The 3,533-nt window shown below is 43.2% G+C and carries 6 protein-coding genes; 4 read left to right on the top strand and 2 right to left on the bottom strand.

What is annotated here, in order from left to right; genetic code table 11:
• Window positions 1-87: 87 nt before the first annotated feature.
• Complete coding sequence (locus IQ264_RS31860) at window positions 88-444, bottom strand: four helix bundle protein (protein WP_193986659.1); 357 nt, start codon at window positions 442-444, stop codon at window positions 88-90.
• Window positions 445-656: 212 nt separating this feature from the next.
• Here IQ264_RS31860 and IQ264_RS31855 point away from each other — a divergent pair, with 212 nt between their 5' ends.
• On the top strand, window positions 657-917 hold the full coding sequence (locus tag IQ264_RS31855; RefSeq protein WP_193986657.1) for a MoaD/ThiS family protein: 261 nt from the start codon (window positions 657-659) through the stop codon (window positions 915-917).
• 61 nt (window positions 918-978) lie between these two features.
• On the opposite strand, the gene IQ264_RS31850 is transcribed toward IQ264_RS31855, so the two are convergent.
• Window positions 979-1,284 carry a DUF4253 domain-containing protein gene (locus tag IQ264_RS31850; RefSeq protein WP_193986655.1) on the bottom strand — a complete coding sequence of 102 codons (306 nt, stop codon included), beginning with the start codon at window positions 1,282-1,284 and terminating at the stop codon, window positions 979-981.
• A gap of 62 nt (window positions 1,285-1,346) precedes the next feature.
• Here IQ264_RS31850 and IQ264_RS31845 point away from each other — a divergent pair, with 62 nt between their 5' ends.
• The 3 genes from IQ264_RS31845 (at window position 1,347) to IQ264_RS31835 (ending at window position 3,399) form a co-directional block, all read left to right on the top strand.
• Window positions 1,347-1,535, top strand: coding sequence for a hypothetical protein (locus IQ264_RS31845; protein WP_193986652.1), 189 nt, complete (start codon window positions 1,347-1,349; stop codon window positions 1,533-1,535).
• Between the two features lie 174 nt (window positions 1,536-1,709).
• A complete protein-coding gene (gene thrC / locus IQ264_RS31840) occupies window positions 1,710-3,014 on the top strand; it encodes a threonine synthase (RefSeq protein WP_193986650.1) in 1,305 nt (434 codons plus the stop codon).
• 109 nt (window positions 3,015-3,123) lie between these two features.
• Window positions 3,124-3,399: a MoaD/ThiS family protein gene (locus tag IQ264_RS31835; protein WP_193986648.1), complete on the top strand. Its 276-nt coding sequence runs from the start codon at window positions 3,124-3,126 to the stop codon at window positions 3,397-3,399.
• The last annotated feature ends 134 nt before the right edge of the window (window positions 3,400-3,533 follow it).

Here is a 3,533-nt window from a genome sequence, read left to right as displayed (position 1 = left end):
CAAGGGGACAAGGAGACAAGGAGACAAGGGGACAAAGGGAAATTCATTAACTCAAAACTCAAAACTCAAAACTTTCCTCAGTCCCTACTAACTACCCAAAGATTTCAAGTAAGCATTGAGTTTAGAAGACAATTCATCAATAATCGGCTTAATTTTTTTAGCTTGATTTTCTGTAATTAATTTCCGATTCCAAGCCAATCTCAAAGCATGAATTGTTTCATACAAACAACCCCTTGCTTGCCGTACTAAATTTTGATTATATTGCTGCTCTTGCACAGTTCCCGCAGCAATATTAGCTCCAATACAATCAGCCGAAATGATGATTTGCTTACCTAGAGAATCCTTATTAAATTCATCCCAATCTTGCACTAATCGCCAAATTTCATTTGCCAATTTTTCCGATACTTGATAAACTGGAAGCCTTTCAAATTCTGGTTTTCCCATATAAGTTTCCTCCTAAACTACTATAATTATTTACTACATAAATAACAATTATAGTTAGTTTCGTTATTTTAATTATATAATATAATAAAATATTTATTTTCCTGCTTTTACCAGTTGTAGGACAGGCATCTTGCCTGTCAAGAATAATGGCAGGCAAGATGCCTGTCCTACAAGATTGGATAATTTAATTAATGGAAGTCCCTAACTGTAATATGACGCAACATAAAATTAATATCACAATTAAATTGTTTGCTGTTTATCAAGAAGTTTACGGTGTACCAGAATTAGTGCGGGAATTTCCCGCAGAAACTTCAGTGGGCAAAGTATTAGAAAACATCATTGCTGAACATCCAGAACTGAGCCAATGGCGAGAAATTACTCGTTTTGGTGTCAATCTTCAGTTTGTAGAACCGGACACAGTTTTGCAAGACGGCGATGAAGTAGTGTTCATTCCCCCTGTAAGTGGCGGTTGAGGGAGCAGGGGAGCAGGGGAGCAGATAGTAGGAACAACTAATTAAGTGAAAGGAAATCGCTCTAATCCCACCAGAAGAATAGCTTATGAGTGGAAGCCAATTCTTCTGCTAATATTTCGACTGAACCGCAACCTTGATCGACAATATCCGAGCAAAAAACATACATACGTTCTGCTAATTCTTCTGGATTTTTAATAGTAGTAAGGAACCTTCCCGCTAAAGTGTCACGGGCAATACAGGTCAATACAAACGGTTGTTCCCGATCGAGATCTTTCAACCATTGGACGACATAACCTGGCCCAATGCCATAATTACACCCGTTAGTTTGGTGCAACGCGATCGCATCATACTTGTCAGTAGTGGGCAAAATGCAGAGCTTTTCTGGCCCCTCTCCATAGTAAGAGTCGGGTTCGTAGACTCATCAGCACCGTGAGGGACAAGCTGGTAAGCAGTCCGATCGCCTTTTTTGGCATTAGGATTAGCTCCAGCAGCCAGCAGTTCTTCAACTCGCTGCAAGTTTTTAGCTTCGATCGCCGCTATCAGTTGCTCATCCATATAGATAATATTGAAACCGTTTGCGATCGCACAATTCTATCGCTTAATCCATATTTGGGCTAATTTGTTAATTTCTCCTGAATATCCCTGACTTCTTCAAGAAGTCAGCGAGCGGAAAACTACCCAAATCAAACCCGACAAAAAAAGTCGGATATGTTTGACGTTGTTTTGCGGGCGTGATAGCATTCCAAAAAGTAGACAGTTCGACAGATTTTCAGAGCGAGAGAGAGCAAGACCATGACCCAAGCAATTACAACTCAAAACCAAGGAAAGACAACTCACGTTAAAGGTTTGCAGTGTAAAGAATGCGGTGCTGAATACGAAGCCAAAGCGATTCACGTCTGCGAATTCTGTTTTGGCCCGTTGGAAGTGGCTTATGATTACGATGCTCTTCGTCGCTCTGTGACTCGTGAAAGTATTCAGGCTGGCCCACTTTCGATTTGGCGTTATCGGGCGTTTTTGCCTGTGGAAACTGAAAACCCGATCGATGTGGGAACTGGTATGACTCCTCTGGTTCGCGCTAATCGGTTGGCTCGTCGCTTGGGTCTGAAAAAGCTCTACATTAAAAACGATGCTGTCAATATGCCTACCCTGAGCTTCAAAGATAGGGTGGTATCGGTGGCTTTGACTCGCGCTCGTGAGTTGGGTTTTACTACAGTTTCTTGTGCTAGCACTGGTAACTTGGCTAATTCTACAGCTGCGATCGCAGCCCACGCCGGACTCGACTGCTGCGTATTCATCCCCGCCGACTTGGAAGCCGGAAAAGTCCTGGGTACGCTGATTTATGGCCCTACCGTAATGGCAGTGCAAGGAAATTACGACCAAGTAAACCGTCTCTGCTGCGAAGTTGCGAATACACAAGGTTGGGGATTTGTCAATATTAATTTGCGTCCCTACTACTCCGAAGGTTCCAAGACTTTGGGTTACGAAGTAGCAGAACAACTCGGCTGGGAATTACCAGATCATATAGTTGCACCTTTGGCTTCTGGTTCTTTGTTCACCAAGATTTACAAAGGTTTCCAAGAATTTATTAATGTCGGCTTAGTGGCAGATAAGAGCGTGAGATTCAGCGGCGCACAAGCTGACGGTTGTTCCCCCATTGCTCAAGCTTTCCGGGAAAATCGGGACTTTGTACAACCAGTAAAACCGAGTACAATTGCAAAATCGATCGCAATTGGCAACCCAGCAGACGGCATCTACGCTTTAGAAGTCGCTCGGAAAACAGGCGGTAACATTGAATCAGTCAACGATGCCGAAATCGTTGAAGGCATGAAGCTACTGGCAGAAACCGAAGGTATTTTCACCGAAACTGCTGGCGGAACCACAATTGCCGTCCTGAAAAAATTAGTCGAAGCTGGTAAAATTGACCCCGAAGAAACCACAGTAGTTTACATTACCGGAAACGGTTTGAAAACTCAGGAAGCCGTCCAAGGTTACATCGGCGAACCTTTAACAATTGAACCAAAATTAGACAGTTTCGAGCGTGCTTTGGAACGTTCTCGCACCTTAGAACGCCTCGACTGGCAACAAGTACTTGTATAAGTATTAGCTTTTTGCGTTTTGCGATCGTGCTAATAGATAATGGGTAATCGGTGAAAAAAAACACCAATTACCCATTAATAATCACCAATAACCAATTACTGAATTAACTATGTCCGTTACAGTTTTAGTTCCCACACCCCTGCAAAAGTTTACCAACGAGCAAGCAACTTTAGAATGCAGCGCTAACAGCATCGCAGAATTAATTGAATCCTTAGAACAAAGTTGCCCAGGCATTAAATCACGTATATGTGATGAAAAAGGAGAAGTCCGCCGCTTTTTGAACCTCTATGTCAACAGCGAAGACATCAGATTTTTGGATGGAAAAGCCACACCCTTAAACGATGGCGACGAAGTAAGCATTGTTCCTGCTGTAGCTGGCGGTTGATGGGGAGATGGGGAGATGGGGGGAATCCCAAATCTACATCAACAACTCCCCCCACCTCCCTACCTTCCTACCCCCCAGGGCTAATTCATGGTCATCAAATAAAATTAACCGGATGGGGGGACAAGGGGACAAGG

The sequence above is a fragment of the [Phormidium] sp. LEGE 05292 genome (genome assembly GCF_015207735.1).
GTDB lineage: Bacteria > Cyanobacteriota > Cyanobacteriia > Cyanobacteriales > Aerosakkonemataceae > Floridanema.
Note: the sequence above shows the minus strand (reverse complement) of the source record. Positions and strands in the feature narration are given on the sequence as shown.

What these genes read in the sequence shown, in the direction of transcription:
- IQ264_RS31860 (WP_193986659.1), bottom strand. Translation starts at nt 444, where the DNA reads ATGGGAAAACCAGAATTTGAAAGGCTTCCAGTTTATCAAGTATCGGAA.
- IQ264_RS31835 (WP_193986648.1), top strand. Translation starts at nt 3,124, where the DNA reads ATGTCCGTTACAGTTTTAGTTCCCACACCCCTGCAAAAGTTTACCAAC.
- IQ264_RS31855 (WP_193986657.1), top strand. Translation starts at nt 657, where the DNA reads ATGACGCAACATAAAATTAATATCACAATTAAATTGTTTGCTGTTTAT.
- thrC (WP_193986650.1), top strand. Translation starts at nt 1,710, where the DNA reads ATGACCCAAGCAATTACAACTCAAAACCAAGGAAAGACAACTCACGTT.